The 20,038-nt window shown below is 43.3% G+C and carries 16 protein-coding genes; 8 read left to right on the top strand and 8 right to left on the bottom strand.

Annotated features, from left to right (window positions below; genetic code table 11):
* Window positions 1-47 precede the first annotated feature (47 nt).
* Window positions 48-296: a hypothetical protein gene (locus G458_RS0103535; RefSeq protein WP_026950686.1), complete on the bottom strand. Its 249-nt coding sequence runs from the start codon at window positions 294-296 to the stop codon at window positions 48-50.
* Window positions 297-659: 363 nt separating this feature from the next.
* Here G458_RS0103535 and G458_RS0103530 point away from each other — a divergent pair, with 363 nt between their 5' ends.
* On the top strand, window positions 660-1,217 hold the full coding sequence (locus G458_RS0103530; protein ID WP_026950685.1) for a hypothetical protein: 558 nt from the start codon (window positions 660-662) through the stop codon (window positions 1,215-1,217).
* A 118-nt stretch (window positions 1,218-1,335) separates the two neighbouring features.
* Here the strand turns inward: G458_RS0103530 and G458_RS0103525 are convergent, their stop codons facing one another.
* The 4 genes from G458_RS0103525 to ileS form a co-directional block, all read right to left on the bottom strand.
* The gene (locus G458_RS0103525) at window positions 1,336-2,682 is read right to left on the bottom strand and encodes a PhoH family protein (protein ID WP_026950684.1); all 1,347 of its coding nucleotides are present in this window, start codon (window positions 2,680-2,682) and stop codon (window positions 1,336-1,338) included.
* 260 nt (window positions 2,683-2,942) lie between these two features.
* Window positions 2,943-5,885: a DEAD/DEAH box helicase gene (locus tag G458_RS0103515; protein WP_026950683.1), complete on the bottom strand. Its 2,943-nt coding sequence runs from the start codon at window positions 5,883-5,885 to the stop codon at window positions 2,943-2,945.
* A 192-nt stretch (window positions 5,886-6,077) separates the two neighbouring features.
* The gene (locus tag G458_RS0103510) at window positions 6,078-6,698 is read right to left on the bottom strand and encodes a lipoprotein signal peptidase (protein WP_026950682.1); all 621 of its coding nucleotides are present in this window, start codon (window positions 6,696-6,698) and stop codon (window positions 6,078-6,080) included.
* A gap of 10 nt (window positions 6,699-6,708) precedes the next feature.
* On the bottom strand, window positions 6,709-10,083 hold the full coding sequence (gene ileS, locus G458_RS0103505; RefSeq protein ID WP_026950681.1) for an isoleucine--tRNA ligase: 3,375 nt from the start codon (window positions 10,081-10,083) through the stop codon (window positions 6,709-6,711).
* 233 nt (window positions 10,084-10,316) lie between these two features.
* Here ileS and G458_RS0103500 point away from each other — a divergent pair, with 233 nt between their 5' ends.
* On the top strand, window positions 10,317-10,754 hold the full coding sequence (locus G458_RS0103500; RefSeq protein WP_026950680.1) for a hypothetical protein: 438 nt from the start codon (window positions 10,317-10,319) through the stop codon (window positions 10,752-10,754).
* Between the two features lie 85 nt (window positions 10,755-10,839).
* Here the strand turns inward: G458_RS0103500 and G458_RS0103495 are convergent, their stop codons facing one another.
* Both G458_RS0103495 and G458_RS0103490 read right to left on the bottom strand, forming a co-directional pair.
* On the bottom strand, window positions 10,840-12,954 hold the full coding sequence (locus G458_RS0103495) for an IPT/TIG domain-containing protein (protein ID WP_026950679.1): 2,115 nt from the start codon (window positions 12,952-12,954) through the stop codon (window positions 10,840-10,842).
* Between the two features lie 99 nt (window positions 12,955-13,053).
* Window positions 13,054-13,497, bottom strand: a complete 444-nt coding sequence (locus tag G458_RS0103490; RefSeq protein ID WP_026950678.1) for a hypothetical protein — start codon at window positions 13,495-13,497, stop codon at window positions 13,054-13,056.
* Window positions 13,498-13,680: 183 nt separating this feature from the next.
* On the opposite strand from G458_RS0103490, the gene G458_RS0103480 reads away from it, so the two are divergent.
* Together G458_RS0103480 and G458_RS20115 are read left to right on the top strand one after the other, a co-directional pair.
* Entirely contained in the window at window positions 13,681-15,669 is a 1,989-nt protein-coding gene (locus tag G458_RS0103480) for a tetratricopeptide repeat-containing sensor histidine kinase (protein WP_169719251.1), read from the top strand.
* Window positions 15,670-15,687: 18 nt separating this feature from the next.
* The gene (locus tag G458_RS20115) at window positions 15,688-16,317 is read left to right on the top strand and encodes a response regulator (protein WP_035467688.1); all 630 of its coding nucleotides are present in this window, start codon (window positions 15,688-15,690) and stop codon (window positions 16,315-16,317) included.
* On the opposite strand, the gene G458_RS0103470 is transcribed toward G458_RS20115, so the two are convergent.
* The gene (locus tag G458_RS0103470) at window positions 16,314-17,369 is read right to left on the bottom strand and encodes a hypothetical protein (protein WP_026950676.1); all 1,056 of its coding nucleotides are present in this window, start codon (window positions 17,367-17,369) and stop codon (window positions 16,314-16,316) included. The genes G458_RS20115 and G458_RS0103470 overlap by 4 nt on opposite strands.
* 159 nt (window positions 17,370-17,528) lie before the next feature.
* Between G458_RS0103470 and G458_RS0103460 the strand changes: the two genes are divergently transcribed.
* The 4 genes from G458_RS0103460 to G458_RS0103445 all read left to right on the top strand — a co-directional run bounded on the left by G458_RS0103460 (window position 17,529) and on the right by G458_RS0103445 (window position 20,034).
* Window positions 17,529-18,350 carry a VOC family protein gene (locus tag G458_RS0103460; RefSeq protein ID WP_026950675.1) on the top strand — a complete coding sequence of 274 codons (822 nt, stop codon included), beginning with the start codon at window positions 17,529-17,531 and terminating at the stop codon, window positions 18,348-18,350.
* Window positions 18,351-18,472: 122 nt separating this feature from the next.
* Window positions 18,473-18,805: an ArsR/SmtB family transcription factor gene (locus G458_RS0103455; protein ID WP_026950674.1), complete on the top strand. Its 333-nt coding sequence runs from the start codon at window positions 18,473-18,475 to the stop codon at window positions 18,803-18,805.
* Between the two features lie 39 nt (window positions 18,806-18,844).
* Complete coding sequence (locus G458_RS0103450; protein ID WP_026950673.1) at window positions 18,845-19,309, top strand: DUF6428 family protein; 465 nt, start codon at window positions 18,845-18,847, stop codon at window positions 19,307-19,309.
* A 95-nt stretch (window positions 19,310-19,404) separates the two neighbouring features.
* Complete coding sequence (locus tag G458_RS0103445) at window positions 19,405-20,034, top strand: low molecular weight phosphatase family protein (protein ID WP_051287000.1); 630 nt, start codon at window positions 19,405-19,407, stop codon at window positions 20,032-20,034.
* Window positions 20,035-20,038: the final 4 nt, after the last annotated feature.

Genomic DNA, 20,038 nt, shown 5'->3' with positions numbered 1-20,038 from the left:
CTTTTGATAACCAAACAATCAACCAAATTAACCCTTACGAGTCACTCTTAACAAGCCTCGAGCGCCGTATGCGCTTGGGGCTTTTGAGTTTTGTAAGTACTGTAAATGTTCACCTGAAGTATTTCAGGACCTTTTTCTGATTCGAATCCGATCTGTGGAGTTGGTTTAGTAGTTTCAAATCGGGCAGTTTGTTGTGCTAGCTTAGCTTCTGATTTCGCCTTGAGGACGATGGTAAAAGCCATGGCCAATCCCAGTGCCGCACAGACGTTTTTTTGTGTGAAGATTGATGAGTTCATGGCAATAAAAGAGTTGGTTTAGATTCGTATTTCTCAATATGCCAAAAGGCGACCAATTTGTAAAAAACGGCTTATTCCTCTCAGAATGAGGTTTTAAGGATTTTGGTCTGTACGGTTCCGTACACCATTTCCTCAGGTGCGGACAAAAAACCGAACATAATTTGGTTACACCCTATTTTAAAATTTAACAAAAAATAGTATTTGGACAGACCTGAGGATAAAAATGAAAATAGCCTACTTGCACGGTTGCACTTTTCCACTTGGCATACAAAACCTGAAAATATACCCAATATTAGGGATTTTTTGAGGTTTAAAACCCAACTACATTTACCGAAAGAATAACACTATTAAATAAATTGTTTTATGAGAAATCTGATCATTGCGAATTTCTTTTGCTTCTTTATTTGGCCAAACCACCTTTTTTCCCAAGAAGTAAAGGAGAAGCGATTTCAAATAAATCTAGGATATCTTCAGGTTGAAAGTAGATTAAGAGGGTTTTCCGATACAGGAATTGGACTAGGAGCTGAGTATAGATTTCCGATTGTTAAAAAAATTGGGTTGGATGGTTTGGGAGGTTTAGGCTATGAGAAATTGTTGAATTGTACCACTTGCTACTCGGAATGGTTTCAAAATGGATATTGGATTGGAATTGGACTCTCGAAAACGATCCCAATTAATTCTAAAGATACATTTGTAGCCCAATTGAGATATCGGAGAGTTGGATTTGAGCGAAATGAAGCGACTCTACTAGATGGAGAAGGAAATGTCCTTCGATATGATGTTGCAGATCATGGTCAGGAAGTTTTTGGTTTGCGAATAGGGTACATATTACCGGTAAAAATGCCATTAGTCCTTTCCTATACCTATGAAAAAGCCAGTTATCATTGGATCAACTCCCTGTCCGTCGGTATTCAACTTTGAATTAAAAAATTTCTTGTTAGCAAAGAGTAAATTAATTTAAACTTTGTTTTCTTTTTTAAGATTAGGGTAGGCTAGTATATCTAGCCTACCTTTTTTTGTCTTAATACATTCCCAAAGACTACAACAACTCATTCGCCAGATTGGCCAGTTCTGATCGCTCCCCTTTCTCCAGCTTGATGTGCGCGTAGAGCGGGTGGTCTTTGACCCGGTCAATCAGATAGGAAAGCCCGTTGGATTGGGAATCGAGATAGGGAGTATCGATCTGAAATACGTCCCCGGTGAAGATAATCTTGGTATTTTCACCGGCCCTTGAAATAATGGTCTTGATCTCATGAGGTGTCAGGTTTTGTGCCTCGTCCACAATAAAGAAGATGTTGGACAGTGATCTACCCCGAATGTAAGCCAATGGCTGGATGACCAGCTTCTCTTGGTTGACCAGCTCGGTGATTTTTTGGTATTCCTTATCGGTTTCCTTGTATTGATTTTGGATAAACTTCAAATTGTCCCATAGCGGCTCCATGTAGGGATTCAGCTTGGACTTAATGTCTCCCGGCAAATATCCAATGTCCTTATTCGACAAGGGGACAATGGGTCGGGCCAGAAATACCTGCTTATATTCTCTCCGCTGCTCCAATGCACCGGCCAAGGCTAAGAGGGTTTTTCCTGTACCCGCCACCCCTTGGATGGAGACCAGCTTGATCGCAGGATTCATAATTGCATGCAAGGCAAAGGTCTGCTCTGCATTTCTAGGCTTGACATTGTAAGCCAGGCGTTTGTCCACCCTTTCCAGAATATTTTCATCCGAATTGAAATAGGCCAATACGGAATTTTTCTCGCTTTTCAGGATGTAATAGGCATTGGATTTTCGTTTTCGGGTACCCAATACAGCTTTTGCCTCAATATAGCCTTGGTCATAGATCTTGTTGATCGCTGCAGGATCCACGTCATCCAGAATGTATTTTCCGGTGTTTTCGAGTTCCGTAATATTCTTGATTTTTCCGGTCTCGTAGTCCTCTGCATGGATTTCCAAAGACTTGGCTTTTAGCCGGAGATTGATGTCTTTCGAAACCAAGATGACTTTGCGGTTCTTCTCGTGCTCTTTGAGGTAAAGGGCAGCGTTGAGGATTTTGTGGTCGTTTTTTTCCTCTCCGAAAATCACATTTGCATTGAGCTTGTTATCCGGGTTCATCAAGACTTTGAAGTTGCCCCGTGTTTTTCCATTGAGTGGAGTCCACTCGTGAATCATATGATCCATGGAAAGCTTATCCAGCAATCGGATAAATTCCCTGGCTTCAAAGTTCTTGGTATCATTTCCCTTTTTGAATTGATCTAGCTCTTCCAACACAGTAATAGGAATCACCACATCGTGTTCGGCAAAGTTCATGATGGAGTTGTGTGCATACAGGATCACGGATGTGTCCAGCACAAAGATTTTCCGATCTTTTTCGGATTTGGCTCTAGGCATGTGCAGGAAAATTGTAGTGGTATTGAGTAGAAATAATTTAGAAAATAATCTTGGGGAATAGGCATAGAAGCCCAAGAAATTATGGTTAAAAATCCCGAAATGCATTCATGGTGTTGAGAATCAATTTGATAAAATTGGAAAATTGGAAAATTGGAAAATTGGAAAATATAATTTTTGAAGGGATGAATACATTCCAAATTTTTAAACTCAGTCCCGAGGATTTAATCTTTCAATTTTCCAATCTTAAAATCTTTCAATCCTTAATCTAACAATGCCCGAATATCCTCATTGTCCAGACTCTTCATAAAGCTTTCCTCATTGCTGATCAGTTCTCCTGCAAGGGCTAGCTTACGGTTCTGAAGGGCCATGATTTTTTCTTCCACTGAACCTCGGGTGATGAATTTGTAGATAATTACCTTGTTTTCCTGCCCGATTCGGTGGGCACGGTCAATGGCCTGAGCTTCAACGGCCGGGTTCCACCAAGGATCCAATAGGAATACATATTCCGCTTTGGTCAGGTTAAGTCCTACGCCCCCTGCTTTGAGGGAAATCAGGAATACCTTGATATTCTCGTCATTTTGGAATTTCTCCACCTGCGCCTGACGGTCTTTGGTGGCTCCATCCAGGTAGGCATACGGGATGTTGTTTTCATCCAAATAAGCCCGGACAATACTCAGATGTCGGACAAACTGGCTAAATACCAATACTTTATGATCTTCGGAAATCGTTTCCTGAAGCATGTAAGTGATGTCTTCCAGTTTTCCGGATTCATCTTTATAGTCTTCCCGAACGAGCTTAGGGTGATTGGCGATTTGCCGAAGTTGGGTCAAGCCTCTCAATAAGGTAAACTGCTGGGAGCCACGGCCTGCTCCGCTGAGCTCTCCAATAATCTTTTCCCGATAGTAGGACTTTACTTCCTCATAGACTTTTTCCTGTTCAGGAGTCATGTCGGAATACTTCACGTTGGTTAATTTTTCCGGAAGGTCCTGAGCTACCTGCGATTTTAGCCTTCTTAGGATAAAAGGCTTGATCATGGCATGCAGTCGGCTGGCCTTGTCTTTGTCGTTTTGCTTTTCAATCGGAAGCAAATACTGCTTTTTGAACATGTTCTGGTTGCCAAGCAATCCAGGATTGACAAAGTTCATCTGAGACCAAAGGTCCATGGTGCCATTTTCCACTGGAGTACCGGTCAGGATCAGCCTTCGTTTGCTCTTGAGCTTATTCACCGCCACCGCAATGTTGGAGGATGGGTTTTTGATGGCCTGGGATTCGTCCAAAATCACGTAGTTGAAATAGAAATCCTTCAGGATATCGATGTCCAATCGTACAATGCCATAGGAAGTCAAGACCACATCATAGCCTCTGAACTTCCAGGGATCTTTGATCCGTTGAGTGCCTGAATAAACCAGGATTTTCAGATCTGGAGTGAATTTTCTGGCTTCCAGCTCCCAATTGTAAATCAGGGAAGTCGGCATGACCAATAAAGAGACAAAACCTGGATTCTCTTCTTTTTCATGTGCGAGCAGTGCCAAAGTTTGTACTGTCTTACCCAGACCCATGTCATCGGCCAAACATCCCCCAAACTGGTATTCATTCAAAAACCGCAACCAGTTGTATCCCGCGTGTTGGTAAGGCCGAAGAGAGCCATTGAAGCTGGCCGGAATCTCATAGTCATCAATCGCATCAAAATTCCGCAACCTCTCCAACTTTAAGCTGAGATTAAGCTGAATCAACTCTCCGTTTTGAAGCTCCTTGGCAAATGCCAAGTGATGCTTTCGAAGAACCAATTCTTCAGAAGACCTCTCTTCAATGAAATTGAACAGTTCGGAATAGTTTACAAACCAGGAAGCCGGAATCACCGCTATTTCCCCATTGGGTAGTTCAAACTCTGTCTTTCCCTGAATGAGAAGTTTCCTGAGTTTGGCAAAAGGCACCAGATATACGCCAAACTTGATTTGAGCTTTGACATCAAACCAGTCGATGTTTTCATTGACTTCGATGCTGATCTGAGCTTTCCCGATATGGTAGGTTTTGCCGCTGAGACTGCTTCTCTGCTCGATTTTGATCTTGTTTTCCTCCAGAAAATCTTCATTCTGCCCTAGCCATTCAAAGGCTTGGGTTTTTGGTAAGGCAAATTTCCCGTGGGTAAAGACCATATTTTTCTTCTTCAGAATGGTCTCATATTTCTTTTCTACCTGAGTAGTCCGGACAGTTTTATAGAAGGTATAGGTTCCGTTTTTTTCCTCTAGACGAACCGAATTTCCGGAGTTTTCTCCATCAGCGGATTGAATTCCAAAATCGTATTCTCCGTATTTGAAACGAAGCTCAAATACGATTTTGCTTTCCTGAGGAGTTTCATTTCCGTTTCCAAACAGATCTGGACCGGTAGCGTTTTCCTGGAGTTCACTGAAGGTAAGCAAGGCATTGGGAGTACCCTGCTCCGTATGGATGTCAAAGCCTCTCGCCTCCACTTCAAACTGGGTAATCAGGTTTTTCATAAAGCCTCGATAGTATCCCGGCTCGATCCGCTTCTCGATGACGATGAATTTTTTGTGAAGGAAGGCCTGAAGTTTTTTGCCGTCAATCCCTTTTTCAAAATGAAACAGCTGTCCATTTACAATCAGCCAAGCGGGGTCCTTGCAGAGGAAATACCCGTTTTTGTACTGCCAGTCGAGTTTTTGTCCCTGAAACTTGATAGTCGGCCAGTAGTGGGTATTGTCCTCGTTTTTGTGAAAATGGAAAAGGACCGTGGCCGGCACCGGGTTTACGGTGATTTCTTTCCAGGTCGGATTGCCATCCGAACCCATTTCAAAGAGCCTTTTCCCAATTATCATGGAAAGAATTTTCGCCCTTTTGTTTTCCAGGTTTGTGGCAATCAACTCCTGTATATTTTTATCTTCTGTTTTGGGATCGTAAACTTTCTCGAGAAACTCCTTGGGACGGAGATTCTTCTTTTTGACCATGTAGGGCTTGGCCACCACCTCCGGCTGCATGGAGTCCATGAGCTTTATCAGATCATAATCCTTTTTATCGAGGCCGGCGTCAAACTCCTTTGCATTGGCATAGCTGATATTTTGATAAGCTAGAGAGAGCCTGCCTTTTTCATCTAATTGGACCACGAAAGACTCAAAAAGTAAGCCTAGAAATTCGTGACTAAATATAGAATAGACAATCTGAAAAGGTTGTTCTGAATTTACGATCATGCGAATGTGATAATATAGCTCAAAGAAAAATCCCAGAACTATATTCAATAAGGATTGGTGGTGCCAGATAGATAATTAATCTGAAAAGTATAAAAAAATGGGGGATTGATGATCCTTTTATACTTGAAAAATAAAAAAAGGGCCTTATTTCATCAAAACAAGGCCCTTTTGGATTAAAGAGAGTGAAAATCTTTAGGAATTCACTTCTTGATCCTGTGGTTTTATTTCCTCCTTTTTTTCTGGAAAAAATCTATTTTGGAAGATTAATATAATGGCAACGCCTACAAAAATAGAAGCATCTGCTACATTAAATATAGGCCAAAGTGCGGTATAACTTCCGCCCCAAAGAGGTACCCAATCCGGTATATATCCCTCCCAAATATCAAAATAAAACATATCCACTACCTGACCATGAAACCATGGAGTAGGAGCATTGTAAGGAGCATTATCCAGCCAGATTCCATAAAAAACAGAATCCACTAGATTGCCGATTGCACCCCCTAAAATCATGGCAATGCAGAGAATGTATATCGGGTGATTTTCCTTTTTAATGATCATGGAAAGGTAATACCCAATGCCCACCATGGCCACCAGTCTGAAGGAAGTCAGAATCATTTTGCCATACTCTGAGCCCAGTTCCATCCCAAAAGCCATTCCCGGATTGGTAGTGTAATGCAGCTTAAACCAATCTCCAAAAATTGGGATTTGTCCCGGTGTGCCAAAATCCATTTGGAAATGCACCAGCATCTTGACGGCCTGATCAATAAGGATGACCAGAAGGGCAATCCCAAAATATTTGATGTAATTATTCATTCGTAGAGGCTTAAGCCTTTTTTACTTTTACTGCCAATTCAAACTCATCCATGTCCAGGAGGGTTGCGTCTGCTAGCTCGGATTTCAATTCCAGACTCAAGGCTTGTGTTTCGGATTGAATGTAGTTTCCGAAGCTCTCAACCGCTGAATTAACCAAAACATTGCTGTTGGCGAGGCTGATGTGAATCTTGTCCTGCACTTCCAAGCCCATGTCTTTTCTGAGATTCTGAATTCGGTTGACCAAATCTCTGGCTACACCTTCCTGCTTTAGTTCGTCGGTCAAAGTCACATCCAGAGCTACCGTCACGCCGGCATCGGTGGCGACTGACCATCCCGGAATGTCCTGAGAAGTGATCAATACCTCCTCTAGCAGAAGTTCGATGGTTTCTCCTTCTACCTGAACAGAGTATTTACCTTCTCTTTCGATCTGGGCTATTTCTTCCTGACCCCAAGTATTGATGGCCGCGACCACAAATCGCATCTTGGGACCCAATTTCTTACCCAATACCGGAAGATTTGGCTTTACATTTTTCACCAGAATTCCGGAGGCATCATCGAGGAATTCGATGTCCTTGATATTGACTTCAGTTTTGATCAGCTCTTCCACGTGCTCGATTTGAGCCTGGGTTTTCTTATTCAAAACAGGAATCAAAATTCGCTGTAATGGCTGACGAACTTTAAGTTTTTCTTTCTTTCTAAGAGAGTGAACCAAGGAAGAAATGGTCTGAGCCAAGTCCATGCTGGCCTCGAGATCATCATTGATCAGGCCTTTGTCGGCTGATACCCAGTCTGTCAAATGAACAGAGCCTTTTCCGCTTTCTCCAGCTTCAGTCAAGTTTTTGTACAACCAGTCTGCGTAGAATGGTGCAAAGGAAGACATCAATTGGGTCAGGGTCAGCAAGCATTCGTAAAGCGTCTCATAAGCGGCCTGCTTGTCCGTGTTCATGTCGCCTCTCCAGAACCGTTTTCTGGCCAAGCGTACATACCAGTTGGAAAGCTGATCTACGGTAAAGTTCATGATGGCCCTGGTAGCCTTGGTCGCATCGTAATTGTCCATGGCTTCTTCTACCTCAGTGATCAAAGACTGAAGTTTGGAAATGATCCATTGATCCAATTCGGCACGTTCGCTGACCGGAACAGATTTGGACTTGTCATAGACAAAAGTGTCCAAGTTGGCGTATAGTGCAAAGAAATTATAAGTGTTCTGCAGGGTGCCGAAGAAGCGTCTCTGTACTTCAGCTACTCCATCAAGATTAAACTTCAGATTGTCCCAAGGATTGGCATTGCTGAGCATGTACCAACGCAGGGCGTCCGGTCCGTATTCTTTCAAGGTCTTGAAAGGATCCACGGCATTGCCCAGGCGCTTGGACATTTTGTTTCCGTTTTTGTCCAGGACAAGTCCATTGGCAATGACATTTTTGAAAGAAACACTGTCAAACAACATCACTGAGATGGCATGTAGGGTAAAGAACCAGCCACGGGTTTGATCAACCCCCTCAGCGATGTAGTCTGCCGGGTAGTTGGCTTTGAAAATGTCCTCATTTTCGAAAGGATAATGCCATTGTGCATAAGGCATGGCTCCGGAATCAAACCAAACGTCTATCAGGTCCGGCTCGCGGAACATTTTTTTTCCTTTTGCAGAAACTAAGATCACATCATCCACATAAGGCCTGTGAAGATCAAGCTCCTTGCCCTCATAGGGAGATTTTGCCATAAATCCGGCAGCGATGGACTTTTCGATTTCAGCATTCAGTTCAGCAATAGAACCGATGCATTTCTCTTCTGCACCATCCGAAGTTCTCCAGATTGGGAGGGGAGTTCCCCAGAATCGGGAACGGCTGAGGTTCCAGTCCACCAAGTTTTCCAGCCAGTTGCCAAAGCGTCCGGTGCCGGTTGCTTCTGGCTTCCAGTTGATGGTTTTGTTGAGCTCCACCATTCGGTCTTTGAATGCGGTGGTTTTGATAAACCAGCTTTCCAAAGGATAGTACAAGACAGGCTTGTCTGTTCTCCAGCAGTGTGGGTAGGTGTGCTCGTATTTTTCGACCTTGAAGGCCTTGTTTTCATTTTTCAGGATGATGGAAATGATGACATCGGTGTTTTTGTAGTCCGTTGCATTCTCATCGTCCTCAGTATAGTTTTTTACATAGAAATCATTCACCCCATATTCTTTGTGGGCGGTGATTCCATGTTCTTTCATTTTAGCGGCGAGATATTCTCCTACGACAGGAAGGAATTTTCCTTGCTTGTCTACCACTGGGATGTCATTCCCCAATTCGTCCTTGACGAAGACGCCTGGGACATTATTTTGTACCAAAGTTCTAAAGTCATCCGCACCGAATGCTTTTGCCAGGTGTACGATACCTGTACCGTCTTCTGTGGTCACATAGTCTCCCGCCACCACGGTAAATGCAGGACTAAGCAAAGCTAGATCCGCGATCGGGAACAACTGCTGGTATTCCCAGCCCAGCATAGATTTACCTTTGAACTCCTCGATGATTTCATAAGGAATCAGCTTGTCTCCAGCCTTGTAGTCCTCCAGCTTGAGTTCGGCAGCTTTAGGATTGAGGTAGGCAGACATCCTGGCTTTCGCCAAAATCACCGTTACCGGCTCATGGGTATAGGGATTGAAAGTTTTCACCTTTACATAATCCAAGTTCTCCCCGATCGCCAGAGCAGAGTTGGAAGGCAAAGTCCAAGGCGTAGTCGTCCAAGCTAGAATGTAGGTGTTGTCCTGACCTTTGAGCTTAAACTGAGCTGTGATAGAGGTGTCCTTGACATCTTTGTAGGTGCCTGGCTGATTCAGTTCATGGGAAGAAAGTCCGGTACCTGCAGCCGGTGAATAAGGCTGAATGGTGTATCCTTTGTACAAAAGACCCTTATCATACAGCTTCTTCAGCAAGTACCAAAGTGTCTCGATATAGTTGGAATCAAATGTGATATACGGATCATCCAAATCCACCCAGTAGCCGATTTTCTCGGTTAGGTCATCCCATTCGTTTTTGAAGCGCATGACCGTCTCGCGGCACTTGCGGTTGTACTCTTCAACAGTGATTTTTTTTCCGATATCTTCCTTGGTAATCCCAAGTTCTTTCTCGACCTGAAGCTCTACTGGAAGACCATGAGTGTCCCAACCGCCTTTTCTTTTGACTTGAAAACCTTTCAGCGTCTTGTATCGGCAGAAAATATCCTTCAAGGTACGGGCCATCACGTGGTGGATACCCGGGGTTCCGTTGGCAGAAGGAGGACCTTCAAAAAAGGTGAAGGTTTCAGCTCCTTCGCGGTTGGCAATGGACTTTTCGAAAATCTGATTTTCTTTCCAATACTGAAGGACAGATTCTCCGATTTGAGGGTAATCTACCTGTTTAAATTCCTGATACGTTTTCACAATTTCCTTTCTTAAGGGCAAGTAGGTGAAGAAAAGGGGAAGGTCTTTTGGCCATTCCCCTCAAAACAAGCCACAAAGATAGAAGAATTGGGCTTTTGGGGGAAAGAAAATTGAAATACCCACCGAGAACAGCTTGGAAAGAAAGAATTTGAAGAAATCGATGAAAAATTTTTCAACGAATTTTTTAAAATAAAAAAGCCGTTTAGTTTTACGGAAGTTTTAACTATTGATTTATGAGATACATTTTAATCCTCTTTTTTATCCTGGTTAGTTTTGGACATGCTTTTTCTCAAGTTCAAGTCGGAATCTACCATAGCGGTACAATGGCCCAAATCGGAGTGGGCACTGATATTGAAAAGAAGTTTTTTGGGGAGCTCCGTTTTTTAGCTCCTGATCGGATAGAACTCGATCATGGAGTGGAAGTTATCGGACAGTACAATTTCTATCGAACGGAATGGTATAATCTTCACGGAGGTTTAATGGTAGGCTTTTTCGGTGATTTATCAATTGGTCCAGATGCTGCCATTGGCCTTCCATTAGGAACGACCATTAAGCCCATATCGGCCTTTCAAAGACTTGGAATATTGATGGAAGCGACACCTTATATCCTCTCTGATCAATTCTTCCTGAGAGGAAATATTGGTCTTAGGATGCGGCTTGGAGGCGATTAAGCTGTGTACTTGAAACCTAGGAAGTGAAAAGGAACAAAAAAAGAGAGGAAAACTTCCTCTCTCTTTTGCTCTATCATCTCAGTCCTTATTGAAATTTTACTTTATAAATTCCTCCTAAGGGTCCGGCTACTTGAACCCCCTGACTGGTCATTGGAGTACTTATCAGAAAATAGATACTTCCGTCTTTATCTACTCCCATGATCTTATTGAACGTCTTTCTAGAGCTTAGGTAATAGGTCGTTCCCAGGTATTCAAAAGTCTGCTTGATCTTGAAGCCTCCTTTCTTCTGAAAGTTTCCAGTAGCTCCTGACTGGACTCCCAAGGTGTATTCGAATTGAGGATAGTTGGCCACATTTCCAGCTGCTCCTCCGAACAATCCATAAATATTCCCACCGGTCTGGTCCAATCCTATGGGTTGAGTGAGTACCTGTCCTCCTACTTGCATTCCAGAGAGAGTAGCACCCATAGCTACTTCTCCTGAGGCTTCCGTTCCGTTGATCTCATGGTATTTCAGGGAGTTCAGGGTATTGTCTCGAACCAATCTAAAGCTATTGGCACCCATAGGTATGATGAATGTGGCCAATCCTCCGGTCATACCTTGGATCAAAACATTTCGGTTGCCAAGGTTTTCATCATAGGAAGCCAAATGATACCCGGAGGTAAATTCCGGGATGTAGATGCTTTTATTAGTGCCAACAAAAATCCCATTTACTCCGGCTCCATTGTTGAATTTGGAATTACCCAGCATAGTCACCGCCTTAGATTCTAGATTTAACTTAAATACATTGTTTGGTGAAAGAGGGACGCTGTAGACACTTTTTATTCCATACAGATTTCCGTCTGCCGCTGCGAAAATGGTTTGTGGAATAGTTGCGGCATTGATAATGCCAATCTCACTTCGGTAAATTTCACTGCTGGTATTGACCACTTTCGTGATGGATTTATTTGAAAGGTTGATGGAAACCAGTCCTTTTTCCCCTACCGCATAAAGGACATTTTTTTCTTTATCAATTTCGATTGTCCAAAAAGGCCCATACTCATGGCTGTTGACGATTACTTCCTCGAAGCTGAGGTTTCCGGACAAGGTCTCAAAAATATCCCCGATCGCCGGTCCATTCGCCACTGGATCAGCAGTGATGGTAAACTCAGGTCCTTCTACCTCAGAACGGCCTTTTCGGGCGACAGAAACTTTTCCGGACTCTGTTCCGGCAGGGATCTTCACCTGAATGGATGTGAGCGTGGAAGAGACGATATCCATCACTTTTGCACCGATTTTCACTTCTAAAAGGGTCTTGTCTGCATCAAAGTGCTTCCCGGTGATCGTGAAATCCTCCCCGACTTTTGCGGAAGTTTTATTCAGAGATAGCACAATAGGTTCGTAGTAGAAAGTCCCACTTTCCACACTACTTCCGAGCACTTCTACTTTGAATTTTCCATGAGAGCCATTTTCAGGAATTTTCACCTTGATTTCGGTGGCGGAGGATGAGGTCGGTTCAAGGCTTAGATCGCCTAACTTGACCTTGTTTTCAGTACTCAAAGCGCTGAATCCAGCCCCCTTGATCACGACCTCTGTTCCCGCCTTGCCATAATCCGGAGATATACTAAGGATATTCAGGTTGGATGTAGGATTGCTGACCTCAGCTTTTGGCTTTTGATTGGATTTGAAATCCTTCAGGGTTAAAGTACCCTTGGAAGTAAAGGTGTTTCCCTGCACATCTCTGAAAGTGACTTCCCAGTCAAAAGTCAAATTATCTCCTTCAATCTTGATGGTGATTTTCCCGGAAATGGCAAAGAAGGTATTGGCCGACTTCAGGTACTTCACATAGGTGCCGGGTATTGCCTGTACTTTTTCACCTGCCTTACTGGGTATTTCAGATCTTAAGCCAAAGGAGTTTCCCTCCATTACCGCAGGGAAAATTTGAGTAAGCGTAAGGGTACCGGCCTTGACCTCATTCAGGAAGAATGTGAGCCTTTCTCCATTCGGAAGGGTCACTGAAGCTTCTAGAGAGCCCGTACTTTCTCCCTGGTCGGCATAGTAAATTCCCTGAATAGCGGAGGAATTTACACTGATTGACTGGCCAGCAATTTCTCCTGAAAGCTGAGTGGTGAATTGTTCCACCGGTATTGGGTCTTCTGTATCTTCCTTACATCCTGTGACCCAAAGACCCAATAGGAATAGGGGTAATAGTATCTTTTTCATGCACTAACAATTTTTTGCCTCAAGGAATCAAGCAAGTCAGAACTTCTTGGCGTGTTCCGTTTCACAGATGCCCGATCTCTTGAGACAAAAAGACTCAGTTTATTTCGAGATGTTTATATCGGTAAACTTTCCATTGGTGATGCTCACCTCTGGTCCTGTTCCGGTCATGGGTTTGGCTTTAAAAGAGAAGGTTCCGGAGGCCTTGTTGCCTTCAAGCTTGGTGATCACCAAGGTGCCAGAGGTAGCACTGTGAACTACCTGGTCAGAAGTGGTCCAAAGCGCTTTGCCATTGAGGTTAAAATTTCCGGTTCGCTCAGCATCCAGTGTGAAAGCCATATTGGATCTGTCCGTGGCGCCTGCGCCGATTGCCCATACGGTAAATCCGGCCACACTGGTGACTTGACTGTTTCCTGAGCCTTGCCAGGCTTTTCCGTCCACAGAAGCTTCCACATTGAGTGATCCTGCCGGGACATCATCTTCTTTACTCGGGCAGGCAAAAAGTACAAAGGCCATCAGGCCTAAAAGTAAGGATTTGATTTTCATAGCTTTTTTTAATCAAAACTGCCCCTAATCCGCCCCAATAGCCATACCCGGCATCCCGCATTCCGCATCCGTGCCAGTTGGTATTTTTCTCAAAACAGAAGTCAAAAAAATAGAGGATAAGTCCTACTTTAAGTTTGAAAACCGAGGAATTGATTTTACTTTGAGCCAGTAACCCTAATGCCCTTGTCAGCTTTTCGAATTACCCTACTTTTTTTCCTGGTGCTAGCGATCCCTTTTTGTAGTTGGGGAATGCAAGCAGACCGTCTGGACAGCTTAGAAAAAGTCTATCTGGACCGGAAAAACCCAGATTCAATCCGCTACAAAGCCGTCCAAGAACTCTCCTTCTCTTTAATCTTTTCGGATGGCCCCAAAGCCAAAAAGCTGATTCAGGAAACCTTAAAAACCATTCAAAAGGAAGTCCCCAATTCAAGATTTTATTATGAGATCTATCAAAATCTGGGGATTTACTACGATGTAAACCAAGAGACAGACAGTTCACGACAGATTTTTTCCGAAATCCTTCAAAAGAGTAAAGCTCAAGGCTGGTCAGCCATGGAGCAGCGCTCATACAACAACTTAGGAATGAACAGTCTTAACTCCTCGGATTACAGGAGTGCGATTGAGTATTTTTCAGAGGCCTTGGAGCTTAGCCGAGCCAAACCCGGCGCCAAAGAGGGAGATTGGGTGAATTACCTTTCCAATTTGGGATTGGCTAATCAGGAACTTGAACTCTATGATCAGGCCATCAAATATCACCTGGAAGCCTTGACGATCCGGGAGAAACTGGAGGACAGCAATGGCATGGCGATTTCCTGTGCTAATCTGGGAATTTGCTACAAGCTCATGGGCGAATTGGATCAAGCCATTGGATATTTTCAAAAAGCTATTGACAATGCCCGGGAGGCAGGGAATAAAGTTCTCTATCATCGGGTTCATGACAATCTGGGCAGTTTGTACATCGGACAGAAGGACTATAAAAAAGGTCTTGAAATGCTTCAGATTGCCTTGGACACCTCAGATGGCTTTACGCTCGATCCCAAGATGAAACTGAGCATTTTGAGCAATTCCGCTGCAGCCTATGTGGACTTGGGTCAGATCGAGAAGGCCTTAGAGTTTGCTCAGAAAGGAAATGAAGTCCTGGATGAGCACCCTGACTTGATTAATTATTCCATGACCCTGAAAAATGCTCTGGCTAAGATTTATTTCCGAAAAGGGGATTTTGAAAAAGGGAATGCCTTCCTAGAAGAATATCAAGAGATCAGTAGGAAAGTTTTCAATGAGGAAAATGCTCAGCTCCTGACGGATCTTCAAGTTCAATACGACTTGGAAAAAAAGGAAAGTCAAATAGCCCTTCAACGGGCAGAGCTTTTGGAAAAATCAGCAACGCTCCAGCGAAACTACTTTGCTTTTGCCGCTTTGGGTTTGTTGTTGCTATTTCTGGGAGCCACCTTTATCTATTATCAAAACCGCAACAAAAGGAAACAGGAGCTTTTGGTGAAAGACCGAGAGCTGAAAGTGAAAGAAGCCTATATTCAGGCCTCTTTGGAATCCCAAGAGCAGGAAAGAAGACGGATGGCTCAGGATCTTCATGACGGTTTTGGGCAGTATATTTCCGCGTTGAGAATGTATGTCTCCCAGCTAAAAAACGCCCAGGCTAAAGAAGAGCTGAAGGCCGAGCTCGTGGGGAGAACCGATTCGGTTTTGGATGAAATGTCCAAAGAAATCAGCAATGTGGTCTATGATCTGATGCCTGCAACGCTGATCCGTTTTGGGTTAAAAAGTGCCTTGGAAGATCTCGCTCATCGGATCAATGCCGGACAGAAAGTGGCAGTTGAGCTTCAGTTTGAGGGGATTTCCGAAAGGCTGGATGAGCTTGTGGAAATCAATCTGTTTCGAATTTGTCAGGAATGGATCAACAACATCCTCAAATACGCTGGTGCAAAAAACATTTTGGTCAGTCTTCGTCAACAAGCCGGATGGATGACCCTTTCCATTATGGATGACGGGATGGGATTTGACTCAGCAGTTTTTGTCCACAGCAAAAGAAACGGATGGAAAAATATCAATACCCGTGCTGGACTCCTGAACGGAGAGCTGCAATTGAATACCCAGCAGGGAATTCAAGGCACAGAATTGCACGTTAAATTCTCCCAAATCCTTCGAACCAACTAAACCTAATCGCTTGATTTCATGAAAATTCTTTTGCTGGATGACCATAAGATCCTTTTGGATGGCTTGAAGTTTTTAATACTTGGTCAGCAGGAAGTGGAAAGTGTAGAAGCTGTAAGTACCGTAGAGGAGGCAATGCAAAAACTGGATTCCTTTCGGCCTGATTTGATTGTATCGGATATCTCAGTGCCCAAGGAAGGCGGGATTGTATTTGCCAAAAAAGTCAAGGCTTCTTTTCCAGATATCAAAGTAATTTTTCTCAGCATGCACGAGGAGCCCTACATGGTGAAAGAAGCTCTCTCTACCGGTGCTGAAGGATATGTGCTAAAAAAAGCAGCCCATGAAGAGCTGCTCAAGGCGATCAAGGATGTGGCTGAAGGCGGGATGTTTTTCAGCGCTGAAATCCAGAAAATCCTGATTCGGAGAATGGCTTTTCCGGAGGATGAGAAAATTCTGACTGCCCGGGAAAAAGAAGTGTTGGAGTTGATTTTTGAGGAGCTATCCAATAAGGAGATTGGCGAAAGACTATTCATTTCCGAACGAACTGTGGAGACTCATCGGAAAAACCTGTATACAAAAACAAAGACCAACACGGTGGTTGGTCTTTTGAAATTCGCTTTGGAAAATAACCTGATTTCAGGACTCCATTAATCTTTAGTCATCTCGAGGAAGTTGGATACACCGGTATCAATCATGTCTTTCATGACTCCGGAGGCAAATGCCACATATCCGTCGTGATCACAATCGGCAAAGTGAGAGGCTACAGTTTTTTGATCTCCTGAAACCATTACCAGTTGGGAATATCCCGTTTTGGAAAACATATCTGTTTGAGCTTGGGTGACTTCTTTGATTTTTTTATCCTTAAATACTCCTTCAGCGTAGACCGCTTTTTTCGGTTCCACTTTCGCATGAAACAAAGGGTTGCTTCCGATATCCAAGCCCGAAATGAACCTCACCTGAACAGGAATTGGTCTAATGCCAAAATTGGTGATAGATCTGTTGTTTTCAGTGGGATCCAAAAATGGATCTATTCGGTATCCGATCGTTGCTTTTACTGAGCTGGAATTTGTGAAAGAAGAAGCATCAGCATCTAAATTGACAAAAGGAAAGGCAAAAGTGACATCCGCTATAAAGGCATTTTCCAATTCTTTGGAAATTTTGGGTGTCGGATCTACCAATCCTCCGCCGGTTTTTTCTTTACCGCCTTTAGATATGGACTTGACCAAATATTCATACCCTGTCGGCGTCACCATAATATAGCCTTCTACTTGATCATCTGAGGAGGCACCGCCTTTCATTTTGGTCCATCCTTGATAGTATTCAAATTTGCTGGCTTCATCAGCGGTCATGATTTCAAATCCCTGGCTCTTCAGTTGGCTTACAAATGACTGGTAAGCTTCATCGATCATTTTTTGGAAATCAGGGACATCTACGCCTTGAATCTGAACTCCCATCCTGGTCATCGTTCCGGAAGTGAAAGTAGTCCGGTTGGCCCGCTCATTCTTGGACCCTGAGGTTTTGGCAGTAGCTTCTTCAAAAACTTCGAAGTAGGCATTGAAACTTCGGATAAAGACCTTTTTGGGGGCTTTGGAACCTTGGTTTTTTTTGTTGTAACTGGTGACTTTGATGTCTTTATCAGTCAGCACAGTTCCGGGTGCCATCTCCAGAAAAAGGAGAAGGAACACGAGAAGTAAAGTTTTCATAATCTTTCAATTTGGTTAGGCGGTTTAAAATTCAGTACTAAAAACCTCGCATAGAATACCTCTTGACATGGATATTATATCCGTGCCAGTACGGAGGAGATTGAAATTAAAAAGTCAAAAACCTGTATCTTTTCCTGAACCAATTGTTCCAAACCCATCATGTCCAGATTGATTTATCCTTGTTTATGGTTTGATCAGCAGGCCGCTGAAGCTGCTGATTTTTATGTCTCCATTTTTCCCAATTCTGAGATTTTGGAAAAGAATCCCATGGCGGTAAGCTTTCAAGTATTAGGTACTCAGATGATGGGATTGAATGGAGGGCCAATGTATCAACAAACCCAAGCTAGCTCCTATTTTGTCTATTGTGGCTCGGAAGTGAATATTGAGGAATTATATGACTCCCTTTTGGATGGAGGGAAGGCAATTTTTCCGCTTGGCAGTTATCCCTGGAATCCAAAATATGCCTGGGTCACCGATAAATTTGGAACAAACTGGCAGCTGGATGCCGATCCGATCCGTGGCTCCCAGAAGATTGTGCCTTGCCTTCTTTTCGTCAATGAAAATAAAACCCGAGTGCGGGAAGCGATGGATTTTTATATCTCGGTATTTCCTGAAAGTATGAAGCTGATGGAAGCACCACATCCGCATTCGGAAGATTTATTGTTTGCCCAATTTAAATTGGACGGCTACCTGATCAATGCGATGAGTAGTACAGAGTCTCATGATTTTGGATTTACTCCAGGTAATTCCCTCGTTGTTACCTGTCAAGACCAGGCTGAAATTGATTATTTCTGGGAGAAATTGGGGGAAAATGGAAGGTTTGATCGCTGCGGATGGCTATCGGATCGGTTTGGACATTCCTGGCAAATCATCCCCAAAAACCTGGGCAAGTTGATCAGCGATCCGGTGAAAGGTCAAAAAACCATGGAAGCCCTTTTACAGATGGATAAGCTTATTCTCGATAAGCTCATTAATCCATAAGGACGAACCTATGTATAATTCATTGCAGGAAAAACTCAACTTTTTAATGCATTTGGAAAAAAACATGAAACTTTTTGAAGCCCATTTTTATTATCGTAATATTGCAATAAACAAATTCGATTATGGGAGTCACACAGGCACATCTCTTTACCGAGGAGCAAAATGAACTGGCCCTGATTGCCAAAGCAATCGCTCATCCAGCGCGAATTGCTATTCTCCAGCACCTGATCAAATCCAAGTCCTGCATCAATGGAGATTTGGTTTTGGAAATCGGATTGGCACAGGCAACCATTAGCCAGCACTTGAGGGAGTTGAAAGAGCTTGGAATTATTCAAGGAACGATTGAGGGGACCAAAGTCAACTACTGCATCAATCCTGAGAAATGGAAGGAATTGAATAACCTGTTTTTAACCTTCTTCGAGAGCTACAACTCCTGTTGTGATCCTGCCTGTTAAAATAAAATTGAATTCAAAAATCTTACTAATCCTAGCGCCATGAAACTATCAGAAGCAAAACAAATCCTGGCAAAATCTCAAACTATCTCATTTCAGCTACCCAACGGTGAGCTGGTTCCATCCCATTTTCACGTCACTGAAATCGGCTTGGTGGACAAGCACTTTATCGATTGTGGAGGGACTGTCCGAAAAGAGCAAAAAGTCAATTTCCAGCTCTGGAATGCAGATGATTACGATCATCGCCTACATCCGGAAAAGCTGATTCATATTATTGAACTTTCCGAGAAGGTCTTGGGAATTCCAAATCTTGAAATTGAAGTGGAATACCAAGGCGAGACGATCGGAAAATATGGATTGGAGCACGATGGAACCTATTTTCTACTGACCACCAAAATGACCGATTGTTTGGCAAAAGATCAGTGCGGAATTCCTGCTGAAAAGCCGAAGATTCGTTTATCCCAACTTCAGGCCAGCACCTGTGCTCCCGGTTCAGGTTGTTGTTAAGTAATAAAAAATCTAGTCCTTTCAGGCTCCTTAATGTCTGAAAGGACTTTCCTTACTCGGTTTTCCGCCCTCCTCTTTTTCAATAAATCAATCTAATGCAGCCAATATTGCAATCATTTATGCCCAAACTTTCAGAGACCATACAAAAAGCTCAAGGCCTTGCTATTTCAAATGATAGAAAGACTGTTCTGAAAGTTCTGATCCAATACATTCAACAAAAAGTGGATGAAGGACAGGAAGTCAATCTCAATTTTATTTGTACCCATAATTCCAGAAGAAGCCAGTTTTCCCAGGTTTGGGCTAAGACAATGGCTGAGCTTTACAGGATTCCGGTCAACAGTTATTCCGGAGGAGTGGAGGTAACTGCGTTTAATTCTCGGGCAGTGGATTCTCTGACAAGGAGCGGCTTCAAAATTTCTGTGAAAGAAAATGGCTCTAACCCCGTCTATTCCCTGTATTTCTCAGAGGAAAGCGATCCTATAATCGCTTTTTCCAAAGTTTTTGATGATCCTGCCAATGATGCAAAGCAATTTGCAGCGGTAATGACCTGCGATCATGCTGATGAAAACTGCCCTTATATCCCAGGGACAGAACAAAGGATCCCCGTGCGATACGAGGATCCAAAGGCATTTGATGATACTGAATGGGAATCAGAAAAATACGACGAACGCTCTCTGCAGATCGCTTCGGAGATGCTTTATGTATTTTCTCAAATCAAAAAATAGATTA

Origin of the sequence: Algoriphagus mannitolivorans DSM 15301, from assembly GCF_000429425.1 — a bacterium.
Classification (GTDB): Bacteria; Bacteroidota; Bacteroidia; order Cytophagales; family Cyclobacteriaceae; genus Algoriphagus; species Algoriphagus mannitolivorans.
The sequence above is the reverse complement of the archived record's forward strand: the minus strand, read 5'-3'. Positions and strand labels throughout refer to the sequence as shown.